At 52.7% G+C, this 19,352-nt stretch carries 16 protein-coding genes and 1 pseudogene; 12 read left to right on the plus strand and 5 right to left on the minus strand.

The genetic code is table 11. From position 1 onward, the window contains the following. The first annotated feature begins 439 nt into the window (after nt 1–439). The 6 genes from MIB40_RS14755 to MIB40_RS14780 are packed head-to-tail and all read left to right on the plus strand — an operon-like array spanning nt 440 to nt 6,253. Nucleotides 440–3,235, plus strand: coding sequence for a monovalent cation/H+ antiporter subunit A (locus MIB40_RS14755; RefSeq protein WP_249695814.1), 2,796 nt, complete (start codon nt 440–442; stop codon nt 3,233–3,235). Then, the gene (locus MIB40_RS14760) at nt 3,236–3,601 is read left to right on the plus strand and encodes a Na+/H+ antiporter subunit C (RefSeq protein WP_249695817.1); all 366 of its coding nucleotides are present in this window, start codon (nt 3,236–3,238) and stop codon (nt 3,599–3,601) included. Beyond that, nucleotides 3,598–5,106, plus strand: a complete 1,509-nt coding sequence (locus MIB40_RS14765) for a monovalent cation/H+ antiporter subunit D (protein ID WP_249695819.1) — start codon at nt 3,598–3,600, stop codon at nt 5,104–5,106. Before MIB40_RS14760 ends, MIB40_RS14765 begins: the two co-directional genes overlap by 4 nt. Further along, a complete protein-coding gene (locus MIB40_RS14770) occupies nt 5,103–5,603 on the plus strand; it encodes a Na+/H+ antiporter subunit E (RefSeq protein WP_249695821.1) in 501 nt (166 codons plus the stop codon). The genes MIB40_RS14765 and MIB40_RS14770 overlap by 4 nt, the downstream gene beginning before the upstream one ends. Then, nucleotides 5,597–5,866: a K+/H+ antiporter subunit F gene (locus tag MIB40_RS14775; protein ID WP_249695823.1), complete on the plus strand. Its 270-nt coding sequence runs from the start codon at nt 5,597–5,599 to the stop codon at nt 5,864–5,866. Before MIB40_RS14770 ends, MIB40_RS14775 begins: the two co-directional genes overlap by 7 nt. Nucleotides 5,867–5,875: 9 nt before the next feature. Next, complete coding sequence (locus MIB40_RS14780) at nt 5,876–6,253, plus strand: Na+/H+ antiporter subunit G (protein WP_249695825.1); 378 nt, start codon at nt 5,876–5,878, stop codon at nt 6,251–6,253. A 39-nt stretch (nt 6,254–6,292) separates the two neighbouring features. Here MIB40_RS14780 and ptsP read toward each other — a convergent pair whose 3' ends face one another. Beyond that, on the minus strand, nt 6,293–8,533 hold the full coding sequence (ptsP, locus tag MIB40_RS14785; RefSeq protein ID WP_249695827.1) for a phosphoenolpyruvate--protein phosphotransferase: 2,241 nt from the start codon (nt 8,531–8,533) through the stop codon (nt 6,293–6,295). Nucleotides 8,534–8,760: 227 nt separating this feature from the next. Here ptsP and MIB40_RS14790 point away from each other — a divergent pair, with 227 nt between their 5' ends. From MIB40_RS14790 to MIB40_RS14795, 3 genes and pseudogenes are all read left to right on the plus strand, one after another. Continuing rightward, nucleotides 8,761–10,605: a mechanosensitive ion channel domain-containing protein gene (locus MIB40_RS14790; RefSeq protein ID WP_249695829.1), complete on the plus strand. Its 1,845-nt coding sequence runs from the start codon at nt 8,761–8,763 to the stop codon at nt 10,603–10,605. Between the two features lie 27 nt (nt 10,606–10,632). Then, nucleotides 10,633–10,881, plus strand: a pseudogene (locus MIB40_RS19875) (hypothetical protein); the annotation flags it as partial. Nucleotides 10,882–11,160: 279 nt separating this feature from the next. Further along, nucleotides 11,161–11,484 (plus strand): hypothetical protein, encoded by a 324-nt coding sequence (locus tag MIB40_RS14795; RefSeq protein WP_249695831.1) that lies wholly within the window; start codon nt 11,161–11,163, stop codon nt 11,482–11,484. 342 nt (nt 11,485–11,826) lie between these two features. Here the strand turns inward: MIB40_RS14795 and MIB40_RS14800 are convergent, their stop codons facing one another. From MIB40_RS14800 to leuA, 4 genes are all read right to left on the minus strand, one after another. Further along, nucleotides 11,827–12,261, minus strand: coding sequence for an ATP-dependent zinc protease family protein (locus MIB40_RS14800; protein ID WP_249695832.1), 435 nt, complete (start codon nt 12,259–12,261; stop codon nt 11,827–11,829). 10 nt (nt 12,262–12,271) lie between these two features. Next, the gene (locus MIB40_RS14805; RefSeq protein WP_249695834.1) at nt 12,272–13,327 is read right to left on the minus strand and encodes a succinylglutamate desuccinylase/aspartoacylase family protein; all 1,056 of its coding nucleotides are present in this window, start codon (nt 13,325–13,327) and stop codon (nt 12,272–12,274) included. Nucleotides 13,328–13,332: 5 nt separating this feature from the next. Continuing rightward, nucleotides 13,333–14,238 carry a 30S ribosomal protein S6--L-glutamate ligase gene (gene rimK, locus MIB40_RS14810; RefSeq protein ID WP_249695837.1) on the minus strand — a complete coding sequence of 302 codons (906 nt, stop codon included), beginning with the start codon at nt 14,236–14,238 and terminating at the stop codon, nt 13,333–13,335. Nucleotides 14,239–14,465: 227 nt separating this feature from the next. Then, complete coding sequence (leuA, locus tag MIB40_RS14815; protein ID WP_249695839.1) at nt 14,466–16,139, minus strand: 2-isopropylmalate synthase; 1,674 nt, start codon at nt 16,137–16,139, stop codon at nt 14,466–14,468. Between the two features lie 352 nt (nt 16,140–16,491). Between leuA and MIB40_RS14820 the strand changes: the two genes are divergently transcribed. Genes MIB40_RS14820 through MIB40_RS14830 form a run of 3 tightly spaced genes read left to right on the plus strand, consistent with a single transcriptional unit; the run spans nt 16,492 to nt 19,193 of the window. After that, nucleotides 16,492–17,463 (plus strand): ABC transporter substrate-binding protein, encoded by a 972-nt coding sequence (locus MIB40_RS14820; protein WP_249695840.1) that lies wholly within the window; start codon nt 16,492–16,494, stop codon nt 17,461–17,463. Between the two features lie 39 nt (nt 17,464–17,502). Next, complete coding sequence (locus MIB40_RS14825; protein WP_249695843.1) at nt 17,503–18,402, plus strand: ABC transporter permease; 900 nt, start codon at nt 17,503–17,505, stop codon at nt 18,400–18,402. Continuing rightward, nucleotides 18,399–19,193: an ABC transporter ATP-binding protein gene (locus tag MIB40_RS14830; RefSeq protein ID WP_249695845.1), complete on the plus strand. Its 795-nt coding sequence runs from the start codon at nt 18,399–18,401 to the stop codon at nt 19,191–19,193. Before MIB40_RS14825 ends, MIB40_RS14830 begins: the two co-directional genes overlap by 4 nt. The last annotated feature ends 159 nt before the right edge of the window (nt 19,194–19,352 follow it).

The following is a 19,352-nucleotide window of genomic DNA, read 5'->3' on the forward strand; positions in this document are numbered from 1 at the left end:
CCTTTTTGAAAGGTCTGGACCTTACTGCAAAGACGTGCCGCGATTCTGGATTCGCCTGAAAGCCAGAGTTCATCTGAATTAATCAGAGGTGCCTTTACAGAGGTCCTGAGTAGTTTCACTTATTGCTCGATTCTGACGAACAGGTATTCTGTTCTCAGTTGAGGTAAATAGCGTGACCAGACTGACACTGTCTCGCTTTTTACCTGGCTGATTGGTGATTCGATTGAATGTTGATGCTCTTTATAAGGCGCACGGCTAAACGCTGCTCTATAGACTACTCTTTTCAATCTGGATACCCTAAAGTCCCTGTCGCCGAAACGGGTAGTAAATGGCCGCTGTTGTCCCGCCGATTTACTGTCAACAATCCCCGATCGGTTTCAGCGACAGATGACATCCAAGTGAAGACACGTTAAGAGACTGACAGGAGCACCCTTAGGCTATGAGTTTGTTCTGGATACCGCTACTGCCGATGTTCGGTACCCTGATCCCTCTGCTAGCCGATCGTTGGGGCCGCAGCACCTGTGCACTTTTGACCGCACTGGCGCCGGCCATGGCACTGGCCATCGTGCTCAGCTACCTGCCCGAGGTGCTATCCGGGCAAACCCTACAAGAGACCATCAACTGGATTCCCTCGATTGGTCTGCAGGCCTCTTTCCACCTTGATGGTCTGGCTCTGCTGTTTTCAATTTTGATCCTGGGCATCGGCCTTCTGATCATTCTTTACGCTCGCTATTATCTGTCTGAAAAAGATTCCATGGGCCGTTTTTACGCCTACCTGATTCTTTTTATGACGGCGATGCTCGGTATCGTACTGTCGAGCAACCTGATCCAGCTATGGCTTTACTGGGAGCTGACCAGCATCAGTTCCTTCCTGTTGATCAGTTTCTGGTCGCACAACAGCGATGCCCGCAAAGGCGCACGCATGGCGCTAAGCGTAACCGGCGCCGGCGGCCTGGCGCTACTGGCCGGACTCTTGATGATTGGCGATATCGTTGGCAGCTACGACCTGAACGTGGTTCTGGCCAGCGGCGACCTGATTCGTGATCACGCTAACTATACGGTGGTTCTGGTTCTGGTGTTGCTGGGCGCTTTTACCAAATCGGCCCAGTTTCCGTTTCATTTCTGGCTACCCCATGCGATGGCCGCTCCCACCCCCGTCAGTGCCTACCTTCACTCGGCGACCATGGTCAAGGCCGGCCTGTTCCTTTTGGCCCGATTCTTCCCCGTGCTATCCGGAACCGAACAATGGTTCCTGATTGTCAGCCTGACCGGTCTGGCGACGCTGTTACTGGGTGCGTATATCGCCCTGTTCAAACACGATCTGAAAGGACTGCTAGCCTACTCCACCATCAGCCATCTGGGCCTGATCACCCTGTTACTGGGCCTGGATAGCCGATTGGGCGCCGTGGCTGCGGTGTTCCATATTATCAATCATGCCATTTTCAAGGCGTCGCTCTTTATGGCTGCGGGTATCATCGATCATGAATCGGGCTCACGGGATATGCGCAAGCTAAATGGCTTGTGGAAGTACATGCCCTATACCGCAACCCTGGCGATGGTCGCCGCGGCATCCATGGCCGGCGTGCCCCTGTTTAACGGTTTCCTCTCCAAAGAGATGTTTTTTGCCGAGACCCTGGACCAGGGCGCTTTGGGCTCCCTATCCTGGATGATTCCCGTGCTGGCCACGGTCGGCGCTACCTTCTCGGTCGCCTATTCGATTCGTTTTATTCACGATGTGTTTTTTAATGGCGAACCCATCGATTTACCACGCACTCCCCACGAGCCCCCGCGCTATATGAAAGTACCGGTGGAGATTCTGGTCGGGCTCTGTTTGCTGGTCGGCATGTTCCCCCAGTTTATCGTTGGCGACTTGCTGGCCTCCGCCTCCAGTGCGGTGCTGGGCGGAGTACTGCCGGTCTACAGCCTGTCCATCTGGCACGGCATCAATCTGCCCCTGATGATGAGTCTGGTGGCGATGACTGGCGGCCTGCTGATCTACCACAACCGCCGCAACCTGTTCCGCTTCCAGGCCCAGTTTCCTGAAACCGATGCCAAGGTGGTATTCGATGATTGCGTGCAATGGATCCTTGCCCAGTCCGCCCGCTTTATGAACTGGCTGGATAGCGGCTCTTTGCAGCGCTATATGCTCTACCTGATGTTATTGGCGTTGGCCCTGATCGGTGCGCCTATGATGGAGCTCAATACCACCGCCGGTCTGCGCCCCGAGATTCCACTCAACAACGTTATGCTGGCGGGAGCCGTTCTGCTCTGTCTGTGCGCGCTTGCAACCGTCGTCTGGCACCGCAAACGACTGATTGCCCTGTTGATGCTGTCGGTAGTCGGGCTGATCGTTTCGATCAGCTTCGCCGTGTTCTCTGCCCCTGACCTGGCGCTGACCCAGCTGCTGGTTGAAGTGGCAACCATCATCCTGTTGCTGTTGGCCCTGTTCTTCCTGCCGCAACGCACCCCCAAGGAATCGAGTCCATCACGCATCGTTCGTGACCTTGGCATCTCCGCCTTAATTGGTGGCACCATCGGTACCATCAGTTACGCCTTGATGACCCGCCCCCTCGACACCATTTCCGATTTTTTCCTGGCCCACAGTAAAACCGGTGGCGGCGGAACCAATGTGGTCAATGTAATCCTGGTCGACTTCCGAGGCTTTGATACCTTTGGCGAGATCACGGTTCTCGGCATCGCAGCTCTGGGTATCTACAAGCTGATCGCCCAAATGCGACTGTTTATGCCCACCAGCGACATCGACGGACGCGCCTGGGCGAAGGACAAACACCCCATGATTCTGGGGGTTATCTCGCAAGGGATGTTACCCCTGGCATTGCTGGTATCCGCTTATATTTTCCTAAGAGGCCATAACCTGCCCGGCGGAGGCTTTATCGCCGGTCTGATCACCGCCCTGGCACTGATCCAGCAGTACATCGCCCACGGTGTGGACTGGATGAAACAGCGCCTGAAACTGGATTACCAATGGCTGATTGGCAGCGGCCTATTAATCGCCTTTGCCACCGGTAGCGGTAGCTGGTTATTCGATCGTCCCTTCCTGACCAGCTGGTTTGATTATTTCACCCTGCCCGTGGTCGGCAAGTTCGAACTGGCCAGTGCCTTGCTGTTTGATCTCGGCGTCTACTTAACCGTGATCGGCGCCGTGCTGCTGATTCTGGCCAACCTCGGCAAACTCACCACCGGCGAACGCCCCACCCAAACGGAGCACGAATAGATGGAAGCGCTCTTTGCTCTTTGTGTTGGCGTCCTGACAACCTGCGGCATTTTCCTCACCCTGAGGGGCAGGACTTTCCCGGTAGTGATGGGCATCACCATGCTGTCCTATGCGGTCAACCTGTTCCTTTTCGCCAGCGGCCGGTTAAAGCTCAATGGCGCCGTGATTCTTGGCCTGTCCGAAGACTACGCCGACCCATTGCCCCAGGCCCTGGTATTAACCGCCATAGTGATTGGCTTCGCCATGACCGCCTTTGTGGTTATTCTGGCTATGCGCGCCCGAGCGGACCTGGGTGACGATCACGTTGACGGACGCCCCCCCCAGAAGATTGAAGACGCCGACAAAGCTAAGGATCGCGTTTCATGAGCCATTTAGCGATTCTACCGATATTGATTCCCCTGTTAGTGGCGACGCTGCAACTGATCCCCCCCCTGCACAACAGCATTCATCGCCAGCGTATCAGTTCCATTGTGGCCGTTTTGGCATTGTTAGCGGTCAGCATCTTGCTAGTGGTGAACAGCACCGAGCAAACAGAAATCTACGCCCTGGGCGGCTGGCAGCCGCCTTTCGGTATTGTGCTGGTTGCCGATCGTCTGGCATCGATGATGGTTTTCCTGACCAGTGCGCTCGCCTTGGGTGCTCTGCTCTACGCCTGCGCCGGTGAAGATAACACCGGCATGTACTTCCATCCTCTGTTCCTGTTCCAACTCACCGGCATCAACGGTGCTTTTCTGACCGGTGACCTGTTCAACCTGTTCGTGTTCTTCGAAGTGCTGCTGATCGCATCCTACGGCTTATTGATACATGGCGGTGGCAAGCAGAAAACCCTGGCCAGCGTGCACTACGTCACCTTAAATCTGGTGGGATCTGCTTTTTTCCTGTTTGCTCTGGGCATTCTCTACGGCACCATGGGCACGCTCAATATGGCTGATATGGCCAGTACCGTATTCCGCCTGGAAGCTCAGGAAGCGGTATTAGCGCAAACGGGTGCTTTGCTGCTGCTTCTGGTGTTTGGCCTCAAGTCGGCGCTGTTGCCGTTGCATTTCTGGTTGCCACGCACTTACACCAGTGTCAGCGCGCCCATCGCAGCCCTGTTTGCCATTATGACCAAGGTCGGCATCTACAGCATCTACCGGGTTCACGGGGTAGTATTTGGTGAGGGCGCAGGCTTGTTAGCCAACGTCGCCAGCCCCTGGATCTGGCCCCTGGCGATTCTGACCCTGATCGTTGGCTCGATCGGTATATTGGCCAGCCCTACCTTGCGTACCCTGACATCGAATCTGGTACTGGTATCGGTCGGCACCCTGTTATTGACCCTGGTGATCGGTGGTGGCGATGGTTTGGGCGCCGGTCTCTATTACATGCTGCATACGACGCTGGTGACCGGTGCACTGTTCCTGCTGGCAGACCTTATCAGTAAACAAAAGGGCAAAGCCGAAGATCGCTTCGTGCCTTCCAGACCCATCGTTCAATCCGGATTGCTGGGCGGCCTGTTCTTTATTGCCGCCATGTCAGTGATTGGTCTGCCTCCCCTTTCCGGTTTTGTTGGCAAGGTATTGATCCTGCAAGCATCGATGGGAGAAAACGGAATGCTGTGGGTATGGTCGCTGATTCTGGTCAGCGGGCTGGTCACACTGGTAGCCGTATCCCGCGCGGGGACCACATTATTCTGGAAAGTCTCCGGCGATCGTAGTGACGCCCAGCCAGCCTCCAGGCTACAAATACTGGCCGTGGCCTGGCTATTGTTGGCATCACCACTACTGGTTATCTTCGGTGGACCTGCGACCGAATTTACCGATGCCGCAGCGACCCAATTGCAACAGGCATACCCCTCCGTGAAGGAGATGATGAACGCGGTGAATCAGCCATGAACAAGAGCCTTTCTCGCTTATTCCCCCACCCCATGACCAGCCTGTTATTGCTGGTTGTATGGTTACTACTGAACAACAGCATCGATCCCGGTCATATCGTACTGGGCAGTTTTCTGGCGATTCTTATCCCCATTTTGACCGCACCGATGCAATACCCCCAACCGATTTTAAAGAAGCCCTTATTGGCGGTTTACTACGTGCTGCAACTCGCCTGGGATATTTTACTGTCCAACTTCCAGGTTGCGCGCCTGGTGCTAGGGCCAGTTGGTCGGCTCCGCCCCGGCTTTATCGCGATTCCGCTGGAACTCGAAACCGAAGTCGCAATTACCATTCTTGCCAACACCATCTCCCTCACACCAGGAACCGTGTCAGCCGACGTCTCCGATGATCATTGCTGGCTCTATGTGCATGTGCTTAATCTCGGCGATGAAGAGGCTTTGATCCGCACCATCAAGCAACGCTACGAAGCACCGCTGAAGGAGATTTTCGGATGCTAGAGCAAGTCACATTACTCTGCGGCGCCCTCACCGGTCTGGCTCTGTTGCTTAATTTGTGGCGACTGCTGAAAGGACCGACGCTACACGACCGCATTCTGGCGCTGGATACCATGTACATCAATGCCATCGCGCTGATATTGCTGCTGGGTACCCACATGGGATCTCCACTGTACTTTGAAGGTGCATTGTTGATCGCCATGCTGGGCTTTATCAGCACCGTTACCGTGGCCAAATACCTGCTGCGCGGCGACATAATAGAATAGGAAATGACCATGACTCTGGGTACAGAAATACTGATCAGCGCAATTCTGCTACTGGGAGCGGGCATGCTTTTAGTGGGCTCGATTGGACTGGCACGCTTGCCCGACTTCTACACCCGCCTGCACGCTCCCACCAAGGCCACCACCCTGGGTATTGCCTGCATTGTGCTGGCATCGATGCTCGACTCCTGGATCAATCATGACCTGGTCAGTGTCAAGGAACCCGTCATCACCCTGTTTCTATTGATCACCGCCCCCGTTACAGCCTATATGCTGAGTAAAGCGGCCTTGCACTACCGTGTTCGCCCGGTCAAACGCACCCAGAATCAGCATTTAATAAACACGGCCCGCAATCAGCAACCGCCCAAAGCCACCGATATGACCGAATAAAAGCAACCGCTCGACTTGCCATCAACACTATTTCTACCTTTAGCGGCAAAGCGCTTCCAGACCTTTACCGCGCAAGAAATCCCCCACTCGGTTCCTTATTTGCTGCGCTCGATCCAGCTCAGCAATCTCATACCACAGGGTTTGAGCATCGGCGGCGCTGAGCGAACGCAACAAGCATTTAATGCGAGGTAGTCGAGGCGCGCTCAGGCTCAGGGTTTTCACCCCCATTCCCAATAGCAACACCACCGCAACCGGATCCGACGCCATTTCACCGCAGACACTCAGCGGCAGATCACAGCGCTGAGCGATATCGACCACTCGTTTGATTTCAGCGAGTACCGATGGGTGAACAGGATCGTAACGCTGGGCGACCCGAGCGTTGTTACGATCCAACGCCAGCAAATACTGGCTCAAATCGTTCGAACCGATGGAGACAAAATCTATTTGCGTCGACCAGCGCTCCAACTGTGAAATCGTTGCAGGCACTTCCACCATCACCCCGAGTCGGGGCTGTGACACCTGATACCCTTCTTGCCACAACTGTTGGCAGGCATCGAGCAGTAACTCCCTAAAGCTGTCCAGCTCTTCACTGGCACTCACCATCGGCAACAGGATACGCAGATTATTTTTCCCCTGAGCTGCCCGCAACATGGCCCTGACCTGCGTCATCAGCAGTTGCACATTATCCAGGCAGAAGCGAATTCCACGCCAGCCCAGAGCCGGATTCTCTTCATTCGCAATAGGGAAATAGGGCAGCTGTTTATCCCCGCCAATATCCAGGGTACGCATGCACACCGGTTTGTCGGGATAGGCATCCAGGATTTTCCGGTAAGTAGAAACTTGCTCATCTTCAGAGGGAAAATTGTCGTACACCATAAACGGAATTTCGGTTCGATACAGACCCACCCCTTCGGCACCGTGGCGCACTCCAGGCGCAATATCTGCCAGCAGCCCGGTATTGGTGAACAGGCGAATCACCTCACCATCCGTGGTTTGTGCGGGTAGATCGCGCAGATTCGCCAATTGGGACAGCAGCTCATTGTCATCATTAACCAGCTTGCCAAACTCCGCGACCAATGAGGCGCTGGGCCGCAAAATCACCTGCCCCTGATTCCCATCCACGATAATGGTTTCACCACCATTAATCCCCCGCAAGGCTCCCACCCCCAACACCGCAGGAATTCCCATGGCTTTTGCCACCACCGCCGTATGAGAAAGAGAGGATCCCTCGTAGCAGATAATACCCATCAGTTGCTCTGCCGGTACCTGAGCAATTTCGGCAATGCCCACCTGAGCCCCCACCAATACCACGGGACCATCCACGGTCGTATTGCGTAAATCTTCACCAAGCCAGGCGCTGTATAACTTGTTTCCCAGATGCTGGATATCTTCATGGCGCGCACGCAGGTAAGGATCATCCATGGATAGAAACAGGTCTGACAGTTGCTGAATGCTGCGCTTCAAAGCGCTTGGGAGATCATGGCCCTGACGAATCTGTTGCTCGACACTGTCGATCAATGCCTTATCGGACAGGAGCAACTGATAGGCCTCAAAAACGGCTGCAATACTGCTGGAAAACTCGGGATCCAAGGTACGTTGCTGTGTTTCGATGTCTGATCGCACTTGTGCCAATAGCTGGTGCCAGCGCTCGATTGTTAACTCGCTATCAGCACAGGGACAATCGGCGACGCCATAGAGTTCGGTGCCACCACAGAGCAACACGCTACCGATCCCCACACCACTCGAACCCTTTACCCCGGTACGACGCACATTGCTATTTCGAGGCTGGGCGATGGCGACGGAAACCCCATCCAGCAACAGGCTGAGTTGAGACGCCAGGGTGACCAGGAAAGCCTCTTCCTGTTGGCTAATCTGACGCGATTGCCGCCCCTGCACGACCAGCACACCGATGACCCGGCCTCGCCGCACCAGGGGCACCCCACAAAAGCTTTGGAACCGCTCTTCGTGGGTTTCAGCCAGATAGAGGTAAGCCGAATGCTGCTGGGCATTATCCGTATTAATCGGATGTCGACTCTGGGCCACCAATCCCACCAGACCTTTGCCCTGAGGCAGGCGGGTGCGACCCACCGCAGAGGAAGATAAACCATGCGAGGCCAGCAGTAGCATATCGCCATCTTCTTCGGCCATATAGAGGCTGCAGACATCGACCATCATCGATTCACTGATAAGTTCGACAATGGTTACTGCTTGTTGTCGTGGGTCCTCGTTACCCGAGACCGCCTGGGCAATTCGGGCCAGTTCGAGAATCACATCTTTCATTCCCGGTTCTCCGAGAGGACCTGCCAGTAGACACTTCCTGACAGGCGCTAGAAACAATGGGCCAAGCGCTATTAAGCGTTGCTTTTATGACAACTGCAAGCGTCGCTGCAAGGCATTTTCAGCTAAAGTAAATCTGGGTTAACCTCAAGGCATAACCCTCTCATTAGCGTGTTCAATTTCAGCCTTTCGTGCTAATGGCTACAATAGCATTGATACCAGAGCAACCTATGAAACAGATTCTTCGGATTATTACACTGCTACTTATCCTGCCTGCTTATGCAGCGTCACCTCAAGACCCACCCATTGAACCTGCTCTATCACTGAATGTTCAAGAACTGAATCCTGGCTGGTGGAGTGTTATCGAATCATTACAGGGTAACCAGCGAATATCGTTTATTAACAATATTCGAGACTATCTTGAGCAGGAATATGACGCCCTTGATAACCCTGAAGTTATTCAAAACAGAAAAGTCATCGACTCTATCCTTGATCGACTATCGAGACCCAACAATGCTACTGACTCTCAAATAGAACTACCCACCCCCAAGGACCAATACAGCATTCGAGAATGGCTTGAACTGCATCGAAAAAACAGTCACCTGACCAATGAAATCTCATTTTTGCGCGATGAACAAAAACGAGTAGATAACATCGCGACCGATTTACGAAGTACCATTTCAGAGTCATTAATTGAATATCGAGCCGCACCTACAGGCTCACAAGAGAAACTGGTCATCGCATCCCAGGCCATACGTTATCAACTGGAGCTATTACTGAAGCGCTCCGAGGTCGCCAACCTTCGACAGACCATTAGCACCTTACAAAAAAATGAACAGAAAGTTTCCGACTTACTTGAATATGCTGAAGAAAACCTGACCCCAACCCCAAAACAATTAGCGATACTTGAAAAAAAAATCTCCACAATAAAAAGTAAAATCGAAAAAAACAACTTATCGGCTTATCAAAAAAAAATCGACGAACTATCGACCAAACCCGACAATGACAAACTGGCTAAAAAAATACGTAATCGGATCCGCAGTCTTGAAGACTACGCAAACGCTATCGATCTTAATTCCCAACTAATTGTGACTCAACTGGAGTTATCGATAGAACTGGGATTATCTGGACAGCCAATGCAATTGCCTCATCCTGTGGAATCCGCATGGGAAGCTTTGGGATCTCAAATTTTAAGACTGAACAGTCAATTTACAGAACTATTGAGCTTACTGAGAAATGCAGATGACATCGAAAGCGAAACCAGTTTCACTAAAACCTGGAGCCGTCTTGGAAAAGGCCGGCAATTCAATTATAGAATCTCCCTTAGATCCGCAGAAATCCAATATCTATTAGCAAGTTACAAAAAGATTGCATTACAGCAGCGTAGCTGGTGGAATCCCGAAAAATTCTTCCCAAGCCGCCTGATTTTACTACTGACAGATAGCCTCGGTGATGCTTGGGAATACCCTCTATTCTCCGTAAATCAATCCCCGGTAACGCCCGCCAGCATTAGCTGGTTTCTGTTAATATTCCTGTTAGGGCTTGTGCTTTCATACCTCTTAAGGCGAGGACTATCAAGGCTCGCCGAGAAACGTACTAACGTTTCCGAATCCGCACTGTTCACCATAGGAAAAATTTTTCACTACATCATTATCAGCATCGCGCTTATATTGGGATTCTCAGCCCTAGGCATCGACTTCTCCAATCTGGCCATCATTGCAGGTGCTCTCGGAGTGGGTATCGGTTTTGGACTGCAATCAATATTCAATAACTTTATTTCAGGATTAATTCTACTTTTCGAACGACCACTCAAAGTTGGTGATCTGGTCGAGCTGGAATCGGGAGTTCGAGGCCGAATCAAGGCCATCAATGTACGCAGCACTCAAATCTCAACCTGGGATAATATTGACATTCTGGTACCCAACTCTGAATTCATCAGCGGTCGCGTCACCAATTATACATACACCAACGACCTGAGACGTTTGCACATTCCTTTTGGTGTCGCATACGGTAGCGACAAAGAAAAGGTTAAAAGCGCTGTTATAGAAGCGGCCTTGAACCAACCATTGACGTAAAACGACAAGGAGCACTCTCCCGACGTCTGGCTGGTTAATTTTGGTGACAGCAGCCTAGATTTTGAGCTAGTCGTCTGGATTCGGGGGAACAAGCTGACAAGAAAAGAAAACCCTGTTTCTCTTTATCTGTGGCAAATTGAAACAAAACTATCGGAATATGGCATAGAAATCCCCTTCCCACAGAGAGACTTGCATCTACGTTCATCCACCCTATCCCCACCTTCTATGACTGAAAGCCATGTAATGGATAAAGATGTTCAACGTGACCAACAATGAGTTTGATTGTTTTTAATCACCCTAACTAGACAAAATTTTCTTAAGAGAGTGAAAAATATAACTTATACCCTCCACTCCGCTAATGCCTTGTCTGCAAAGTTGCAGATATAGAACATCGGGCACTACCCGTAGAGATCCTTAAAAATCAGTAAGTTGAAGCATTCTTATCATAAACATCTATTTAATTCGAGCCATACAAGAAAAAAATTTGATCCGGCTGTGCAAGCCACGCGTAGCTATTGTGAAGGCACCAACAGCACATCTATAGAGGATCGGATAATGAAAAGCACATTACCTATTTTGTTCACAGCTACAATTTTTTCAACAACGGCAGTTATGGCTGAATACCCGACAACAGATAATGAAGCAGACACCTTCTTCCCTAAAGTCAGGGTTAGTGAGCACAGCCTGGGCTATAACTATCCAGGTTCAAAATACGAAATCGCGCCACACGCTGATCCTGAAATCGACGCAAAAATGGTCAACACCGAAGTTAAAAGCACTGATGAGGCGTACTCCTTCTTTCCAAAAATAAGAGTCGACGAACACAGTCTGGGCTATAACTACCCCGGATCCAAACATGAACTACTAAAAGCTCATTAAGGCTGGTCATATTACTGACCCGCTATTAATCACCATCTATTGAATTCAAAATTGGCTTAGTAGAAACCTAAAAAAACGGCATGAATAGTGCCGTTTTTTTGAATACCCTCATTTTTGCACATCACCGAGCTATTCCCGGCTAGCTTGAGGCTTCAGACTTTGAGAACTCATCGAAAAAATAATCCCATGCATTCCATAAACGAGCATTTATGGACTGCTTTTTTATCAGGATGATATTCGCCATTCTGCTATAGGAATCGTACATCCGTTATAGACAGCTAAGAAGATACGGGACTCCCTCGACATCATGAATAGACCCTAGCCTTGAGAAGGTTTGTCTTTTCACTTCAACAGATAATTGGCAGAAGGATCTACAATCATATGGCTTCCCATGGCCTGACGCCCCAGCAGCATCAGATAGGACATTTCCGAGCGGTCCGCCAAGGTTAACTGTATTGGCCATTCCTCCCCCCCCATACGTAGTCGAGTGTCTATTCGGTAACGTTTTTGGAAAGTACCGTTGGAGCTTTTGACTTTACGTTTGCCCGTAATTTTCGCTTCACAACGAACGATAGACTCCACTTGATGAATATCCGGGTGGATATCAAAGCGAACCCAGGTTTCTTCAGCTTGTTCGAACTCTTCCAGGTTATCCACATGCAAGGAGGAGGTTTGTGCGCCAGTATCAATACGAACATGCAATCCACAAATTTCAAGTTCGGGCAGGTCACATTGCTCAATGGCACCCACCAGCATTTTTCCTTTTACTCGTTCCATAGATTGAAGCCTAATCCCGTGCCAAAGAGGAAGGAGAATCGCTGAGCGGGTCGGTCGTATCCTCTGGTATCAAATAGTCTTGCATGGTTTCCAGGCTTTCCATGACCCCATCCGGCTTTTTAAAATAAGCAATGTGGTATAACGCTTCGCCCTCTTGCACCAACGGAATATTTTGCTTACCGATGATGATGCCTTCGTATTTTGTCACCACGCTATTGAGCACCTCACCATAAGGGTCTTTAATGATCGCCAGCTCATCGCCTTTGGAGACATAATCGCCAAGCTCCTTTAAGTGGCTGATAAAGCCGCTCTCGGACGCCCTAACCCAAACACTCTGTCGCGCTTCAAAGGGTTCTACGGGTGATTTTTTACGAGCTTTCGTGATCATGCCAAGCTGACGCATAACATTGATCACCCCACGGTACCCTGCACGAATAGACAACTCATCAAAACGCAGGGCTTCACCGGCTTCATAGAGCAGAATTTTCACTCCCAGCTCGGATGCGCTTTGACGCAGGGAACCATCACGCAAGTTGGAGTTGACCATAACCGACACGCCAAAGGCGCGAGCCATTTCTCGAGTTTCGTCATCGTCAAGATTGGCCCGTACCTGAGGCAAGTTACTGCGATGAATAGCCCCTGTGTGCAAATCGATACCATAATCACATTTCGATACGATTTCCTGCAAAAAGAGATTCGCTACCCGGCCCGCAAACGTGCCACGACTGGAGCCCGGGAAAGAGCGATTCAGGTCGCGCCGATCCGGCAGGTATCGGCTCTGGTTCAGCACGCCATATACATTCACAATGGGTACCGAAATCAAGGTACCTCTCAGTTTTTTCACCGATTTACTTTTCAGCAAGCGGCCAATAATCTCAACCCCGTTAAGCTCATCACCATGAATCGCCGCACTCACAAACAGCGTAGGCCCCGGACGCTTACCCCGGGTAACGAATACCGGTATTCCCATGCTGGTATCCGTGTACAGGCGTACCGAAGGTAGCTCCAGCCGTTTGCTTTCACCGGGCCCTATTTTTACTCCTGCAATTTCCAAAGGATCCGACATACCGCTTACCCCTTGCCTCGAGTACGGGTGCTGTTGGGTTTGGCCTTCTTAGATATGTGATCAAATATCATTTTGGCAACATCCTTACCGGTTGCGGTTTCTATCCCCTCCAAGCCCGGCGATGAGTTCACCTCCATCACCAGTGGACCGTTATCGGAGCGCAAAATATCTACCCCACTCATTCCCAGCCCCATGGCCTTGGCGGCCGCAACAGCGGTCTTGCGCTCTTCCGGCGTCAAACGAACAATCTCCGCCGTACCACCACGATGCAGGTTGGATCGAAATTCGCCCTCACTGGCCTGACGTTTCATGGCCGCAACCACCTTATCCCCAATCACCAGACAACGAATATCCGCGCCTCCCGCTTCTTCAATATATTCCTGTACCAGTATATTGGCTTTAAGTCCCATAAAGGCTTCAATAATGCTTTCCGCCGCCTTTTTGGTTTCCGCCAGCACCACCCCTATACCCTGGGTGCCTTCCAACAGTTTGATGACCACCGGAGCCCCCCCTACATTTTTTATCAGGTCATCAATTTTATCCGGGTGATGGGCAAAACCGGTGCGCGGCAAACCAATACCTTTGCGAGACAACAACTGCAACGAGCGCAACTTATCCCTTGAACGGTTGATCGCCACCGATTCATTGATGCTGTAGGTGCCCATCATCTCAAATTGCCGCACCACAGCAGTGCCATAAAAAGTCACCGAGGCGCCGATGCGTGGAATCACCGCATCGTACCTGGGCAAGGCTTCCCCCTTGTAGCGAACCGAGGGGTTACTGCTGGTGATATCCATATAGCAATGCATGGTGTCGATAACATCCACCTCATGGCCCAGCATCTCACCCGCTTCTTTTAAGCGGCGAGTCGAATACAACCTGGGGTTACGTGACAATATTGCAACCTTCATTAGATCATCCTCTGGACAGATTCGAATAACCGATATGTCGAGGAGTATAGGCCAACACAATGCTTCCGGTTACTGCTATTTTGACCGCATAAAAGCATAGCAATTCGCCCTCGTTTGAAATCGCTTCTCCCTCCGAACCGCAGCAGCACCAAACATTTTTCGAACAATAAAAAGGGCGCCAATAGCGCCCTTAATACCCAAGCCTTAGTAAGGCAGCCCTGAAAAATTTACGCCGCCTGAGCCTGAGCTGCGACAGCCGATCGGTTCAGGGCGCTGAGAATAGCGCTCAGGGAAGCGTTGACGATATCTTCGCTGATGCCCACACCGCAAACGCGCTCACCGTCCACATTCAGCAGCACATAAGCAATGGCTTTGGCATCTTCGCCCTGGCCAATGGCATGCTCGGAATATTCCACAACACCAATTTGATGCTCGGATTGCGTTTGCAGTGCTTGCACAAAAGCATCCACGACACCGCCTCCCTCGGCGGCCATGCAAACCGGTTCGCCGGCCACCCTCACCTCCGCCACCAGGCTGTCCTGCTTGTCCCGCCGGGTCACCTGATAGCCTTCCAGATGATAGGGCAGCTTGCGCGATACGTAGGTTTGCCGAAACAGCGACCAGATCGATTCCGGGGAAAGTTCAGTGGCTTCCTGCTCGGCTTGCTGCTGCACTTTCTGGCTAAAGTCGATCTGCATCCAACGGGGCAATTGCAGGCCGTAGTCCCGGTCGAGCACGTAGGCGACGCCGCCCTTGCCCGACTGGCTGTTGATACGAATCACCTCCTGATACGATCGCCCAAGGTCAGCCGGGTCGATCGGCAAATAAGCCACTTGCCAGGCATTACCGGGCTCATAACCGGACAGGCACTTGTTAATCGCATCCTGATGACTACCGGAAAACGCCGTAAACACCAGTTCACCCACATAGGGGTGACGAGGATGAATCGGCAGCTGAGTGCACTCCTTAAAGGTACGGGAGATACGGTCCATCTCTCCTAGCTGTAGCTGCGGATCAACACCCTGGCTGTAGAGGTTCATGGCCATGGTGATGATATCCATGTTGCCGGTGCGCTCGCCGTTGCCAAACAGGGTGCCCTCGACCCGGTCGGCCCCCGCCATCACCGCCAGCTCGGACGCAGCCACACCGCAACCGCGGTCGTTATGGGTATGCACGCTGATTTGCAAAGCTTCCCGGCGCGCGACATGCCGGCAAAACCACTCGATCTGATCGGCATACACATTAGGAGTCGACATCTCCACCGTAGCCGGGAGATTGATGATCACCGGGTTAGATGCCGTGGGCTGCCAAACCTCGGTCACTGCATCCACCACCTCAACGGCGTATTCCAGCTCGGTGCCAGTAAAGCTTTCGGGAGAATATTCAAAGGTCCAGTGAGTGTCCGGGTATTGGGCGGCATATTGGTTCAGCCACTGAGCCCCCTTGACCGCTATTGCTTTCACACCGTCGGTATCCAGGCCAAACACCTGCTCACGCTGAATGGTTGAGGTGGAGTTATACAGGTGAACAATCGCTCTCTTGACGCCCACCAGAGACTCAAAGGTTTTGGCAATAAGCGGCTCTCGCGCCTGGGTCAAGACCTGAACGCTGACATCATCGGGAATCAACTGCTCGTCGACCAGCAAACGTAAAAAGTCGAAATCCGGCTTGGAGGCGGCGGGAAATCCGACCTCGATCTCCTTGAAACCGATCTCTACCAGCAACAGAAACAGCCGTTTTTTCTGTGCCACGCTCATGGGCTCCATAAGCGCCTGGTTACCATCGCGCAGGTCAACGCTGCACCAGTGAGGGGCCACCTCAATCACCCGGTCGGGCCATTGGCGATCGCTCAATTTAATGGGAGGAAAGGGTTGGTACTTACTGTGATCGAAGGCCGTCATGGCTAGGGCTCGCTGTTCGCTTGTGGCAGATTGTTCGGAATATCAGGCACTCCTCCAGCACGCATGCCGGGTAGGCGATTGAGCGCACAGGGAAATGCCGAGATAAATGCCATTATATCGGTGGGCAAGCGCATTTATATTGCTTAATACACCCACGAATAAACCTTTTCAGCAAGAAAAACAAAGTAAAATAGACAATATCAGCAATAAGTACCCAACCATTACCAGGAAAATGCCAATCATGCAGCAAACTCCAGCGAGGGCGCTTTCCACCAGAGCCATTTTTGGCTCTGGAACAACTGTGCTAGGGTAGCCCCACAACGATAACGATGACCCATGGATGTAACCAAAGATGACTCTCACCAAACAATCCTTTATTGCCCTGGCCACCAGCACAATGCTGGCTCTGGGTACATGCTCACTACAGGCCGCAGAGCGCCACGTAGCGATCACCCAAATTGTTGAACACCCGGCCCTGGACGCAGTCCGCAAAGGGGTCAAGGATGAGCTGGCCGACAAGGGCTACAACGTCGATAAGAACCTTAAATGGAGCTACGAAAGTGCTCAGGGCAGCCCGGCAACTGCCGCCCAGATCGCAAAAAAATTCGCCGGTGAATCTCCCGATGTGATCGTCGCTATCGCCACCCCTTCTGCCCAGGCCGCCGCCGCTTCAGCCCGCGGTATTCCGTTGGTATTCACCGCCGTGACCGACCCGGTCGGTGCCAAACTGGTCAAAGCCCTGGACAAGCCGAGCCGATTTATCACCGGTATGACTGATATGTCCCCCATCAACAAACATATGGAGCTGGTACAAACCGTAGTGCCTGGCGCCAAGCGTGTCGGTGTGATCTACAACCCCGGTGAGGCCAATTCGGTTACCCTGGTCGCCCTGGTCAATCAGGAGGCTCCCAAACTGGGCATGAGCGTGGTCGAGGCCGCCGCCACCAAATCTTCCGATGTGCAGACCGCCGCTCGCTCGCTGGTTGGCAAGGTCGATGCCATCTACCTGCCCACGGATAACACCGTGATTTCCGCGCTGGAGGCCATCATCAAAGTAGCCGAACAGAATAAAATCCCTGTGATCACCGGGGATACCGATTCAGTTGCTCGCGGTGCGATCGCCGCGCAAGGTTTTAACTACTACGAAGTGGGTCGCCAAACCGGCGCTATGGTGGCGCGCATTCTCGACGGTGACAGCCCGGCGAGCATTCCGGTGCAAGGTGTCGAACGTGTTGAGCTCTTTGTAAACCCCGGCGCTGCCCAGCGCATGGGTGTCACCCTCAATAGCAACCTGGTCGACAACGCCAAAACCGTTATCCAATAAACACTGTTGATGATCCGTAGAACCCACTGAGGGGCTGTTGTGAGTTTAATTGCCTTTATGGGCGCCATCGAGACCGGACTGCTGTTCGGTCTCGTTGCTTTAGGCGTCTACATCTCGTTTCGTATTCTCGATTTTCCCGACCTCACCGTCGATGGCAGCTTCCCTCTGGGCGCAGCCATCAGCGCCACCGCTATCGTGGCCGGCATCAACCCCTGGCTCGCCACTGCCATGGCACTGGGTGGCGGCGCTCTGGCAGGTGCTTTGACCGCCTGGCTGAATGTGCGCCTGAAAATCCTGCATCTGTTGGCATCCATTCTGGTGATGATTGCCCTGTATTCGATCAACCTGCGCATCATGGGCAAGCCCAACGTTGCCCTGCTGGGCGAGACCACATTGCTGACACCGGTGGAAAACTGGGCCATGCCTTATTACTTCAGTATTCCGTTGGCGTTCACCGGCGTGGTGGCACTGACCATGGTGTTAGTGACCCTGTTTCTTAAATCCGAAATTGGTTTATCCATGCGCGCCACAGGTGCCAATGACCGCATGGCCCGAGCCCATGGCGTGGCTACCGGATGGATCACCATTGTCGGCATGGCACTGGCCAACGCACTGGTGGCATTGGCGGGTTCCTTGTTTGCCCAAAGCCAGGGCAGTGCTGATGTCACCATGGGAGTCGGGGTGATTGTTATCGGCCTGGCCGCGGTGATTGGTGGCGAGGCGATCATGTCGACTCGCACCGTTGTACTGGCAGTGGTCGCCTGTGTACTGGGAGCCATTCTGTATCGGCTGGCCATTGCCTTCGCACTCAACGCCGATTTTATTGGCCTCAAAGCCCAGGACCTGAACCTGATCACAGCGGCGCTGGTAACCATCGCTATCGTGCTGCCCGGTTTGAAAAAGAGCTGGTTCGGCAAGCGCAAAGGAGCCACCCCATGATCCAGCTAGACCAGGTGCGAGTGACCTTTAACCCCGGCACACCACTCGAAAACCCGGCGCTTCGCGGGCTCAGCCTGACGATTCCCGAAGGCCAGTTCGTAACCGTTATCGGCAGCAACGGCGCCGGTAAATCGACCCTGCTTAATGCGCTCTCCGGTGAAATCAGGATCGATAGCGGCCAGGTAAACATCGACGACCGGGATGTCACTCGCCTGCCAACCCATCGCCGCGCAAGTGATGTCGCTCGAGTCTTCCAGGACCCTATGGCGGGCACCTGTGAAAACCTCAGCATCGAGGAAAACCTGTCGCTGGCCATGCGTCGAGGTCGCAACAGAGGGCTGAGACTGGCCAACCGGAAAGAGTATCAGGCGCTGTTCTGTGAGCGCCTTTCAACCCTGGGACTGGGGCTGGAGAATCGGCTGGATGATCGTATGGGCCTGCTCTCCGGAGGGCAACGCCAAGCCGTCAGCCTGCTGATGGCCACCCTGCAACCGATGAAAATTCTATTGCTGGATGAGCACACCGCAGCGCTGGATCCGAAAACTGCCGACTTTGTCCTGCAACTGACGCAAGACATTATCGAGCAACAGCAACTCACTGCGATGATGGTAACCCACAGCATGCGACAAGCACTGGATGTCGGCCACCGCACCCTGATGCTGCACGAAGGCCAGATTGCCTTCGACATCGCCGGTGATAAACGGGACGGACTGGAAGTGGCTGACCTGCTTGAGCTGTTCGCCCGCAACAAAGGAGAAGAGCTGGCCGACGACAGCCTGTTACTGGGCTGACAACGGCTGGTAAAGCGCTAAGAAAATGACATCATCATAGGCTCACTCTCTCAGGTATCACGCCGATTGATGGTGGGCTATCCAGCTCTTTCATCTCGGGCGCCCTGACTTCTGCCAACTGGTAAAATAGGGTTCATTCCTGTTGATTGATCTCCCGAG

It is taken from the genome of Aestuariirhabdus haliotis, assembly GCF_023509475.1.
Classification (GTDB): Bacteria; Pseudomonadota; Gammaproteobacteria; order Pseudomonadales; family Aestuariirhabdaceae; genus Aestuariirhabdus; species Aestuariirhabdus haliotis.

Excerpts from the sequence above, each read along its gene's own strand:
- MIB40_RS14755 (WP_249695814.1), top strand. The coding sequence starts at position 440 with ATGAGTTTGTTCTGGATACCGCTACTGCCGATGTTCGGTACCCTGATC.
- MIB40_RS14760 (WP_249695817.1), top strand. The coding sequence starts at position 3,236 with ATGGAAGCGCTCTTTGCTCTTTGTGTTGGCGTCCTGACAACCTGCGGC.
- MIB40_RS14765 (WP_249695819.1), top strand. The coding sequence starts at position 3,598 with ATGAGCCATTTAGCGATTCTACCGATATTGATTCCCCTGTTAGTGGCG.
- MIB40_RS14770 (WP_249695821.1), top strand. The coding sequence starts at position 5,103 with ATGAACAAGAGCCTTTCTCGCTTATTCCCCCACCCCATGACCAGCCTG.
- MIB40_RS14775 (WP_249695823.1), top strand. The coding sequence starts at position 5,597 with ATGCTAGAGCAAGTCACATTACTCTGCGGCGCCCTCACCGGTCTGGCT.
- MIB40_RS14780 (WP_249695825.1), top strand. The coding sequence starts at position 5,876 with ATGACTCTGGGTACAGAAATACTGATCAGCGCAATTCTGCTACTGGGA.
- ptsP (WP_249695827.1), bottom strand. The coding sequence starts at position 8,533 with ATGAAAGATGTGATTCTCGAACTGGCCCGAATTGCCCAGGCGGTCTCG.
- MIB40_RS14790 (WP_249695829.1), top strand. The coding sequence starts at position 8,761 with ATGAAACAGATTCTTCGGATTATTACACTGCTACTTATCCTGCCTGCT.
- MIB40_RS14795 (WP_249695831.1), top strand. The coding sequence starts at position 11,161 with ATGAAAAGCACATTACCTATTTTGTTCACAGCTACAATTTTTTCAACA.
- MIB40_RS14800 (WP_249695832.1), bottom strand. The coding sequence starts at position 12,261 with ATGGAACGAGTAAAAGGAAAAATGCTGGTGGGTGCCATTGAGCAATGT.
- MIB40_RS14805 (WP_249695834.1), bottom strand. The coding sequence starts at position 13,327 with ATGTCGGATCCTTTGGAAATTGCAGGAGTAAAAATAGGGCCCGGTGAA.
- rimK (WP_249695837.1), bottom strand. The coding sequence starts at position 14,238 with ATGAAGGTTGCAATATTGTCACGTAACCCCAGGTTGTATTCGACTCGC.
- leuA (WP_249695839.1), bottom strand. The coding sequence starts at position 16,139 with ATGACGGCCTTCGATCACAGTAAGTACCAACCCTTTCCTCCCATTAAA.
- MIB40_RS14820 (WP_249695840.1), top strand. The coding sequence starts at position 16,492 with ATGACTCTCACCAAACAATCCTTTATTGCCCTGGCCACCAGCACAATG.
- MIB40_RS14830 (WP_249695845.1), top strand. The coding sequence starts at position 18,399 with ATGATCCAGCTAGACCAGGTGCGAGTGACCTTTAACCCCGGCACACCA.